The following is a 640-nucleotide window of genomic DNA, read 5'->3' as shown; positions in this document are numbered from 1 at the left end:
TGCCGGATTGGTCACGTTTACATGCGCCAGATCAGAGATAAGAACGCATGTTCTCGCCTCAGGCGAAGCGCTCGGCCGGGGTTTGCGGTGCAATGTCGTAAGCGGCAAGGCCTGCCGGCACTGCGCCGTCAAAGCGCATATTGATATGATAGCCGAGTACCGGCGCCCGGCCCTCGGTTTCGACGGTGTTGCCGTCTTCATCAGTCCCGGTGACCATGTCGCCGGTCGGCTCATAAATCGTGCCAGTCCCCTGCCCGCAGATCGACAGGCCGAAGCGTGTGCCGTCTGCAAGCCGGGATTTGCTTGGTAGCGCCGAGTTGCCCGCCTCATCGGCAACGGGAACAATCCCGGCCGTTGCCAGTGCGGCAAGGGCGGCGGTTTGATCATCGAATTTCAGCCAGACGTCACGCATTGATCGTCCCCCGTGCCACAAGTTCGGAATCGCTCATCGCATCCGGCCAGAGGCCAAATTCATTGAGGCGCAGGTCAAGCGTGCTGCCGCTGCCGGCAATCAGTGCCCCGAAACGTGACACAGAAAGAACCGGCATTGCAGCCGAAAGCGTGGCGCTGGCAATGGCTAGACCATTGAAAGACATGCTCAGTGAGGTTCCGTTTCTGCGGATCACCGCGCGGATACGAT

General features: G+C 60.3%; 2 protein-coding genes. Both read right to left on the bottom strand.

Annotated elements, in window-relative coordinates; genetic code table 11:
* Positions 1–58 precede the first annotated feature (58 nt).
* On the bottom strand, positions 59–412 hold the full coding sequence (locus FJU08_RS22630) for a hypothetical protein (RefSeq protein ID WP_141151302.1): 354 nt from the start codon (positions 410–412) through the stop codon (positions 59–61).
* The coding region (locus FJU08_RS22945; protein WP_181410010.1) for a hypothetical protein at positions 405–640 on the bottom strand (236 nt) is incomplete at its 5' end. The genes FJU08_RS22630 and FJU08_RS22945, both read right to left, overlap by 8 nt.

This window comes from Martelella alba (assembly GCF_006516955.1).
Classification (GTDB): Bacteria; Pseudomonadota; Alphaproteobacteria; order Rhizobiales; family Rhizobiaceae; genus Martelella; species Martelella alba.
This window is presented reverse-complemented; position numbering and strand designations above follow the sequence as displayed.

Bases quoted from the DNA above. Each gene is read 5' to 3' on its own strand.
- FJU08_RS22630 (WP_141151302.1), bottom strand. From the start codon at position 412: ATGCGTGACGTCTGGCTGAAATTCGATGATCAAACCGCCGCCCTTGCC.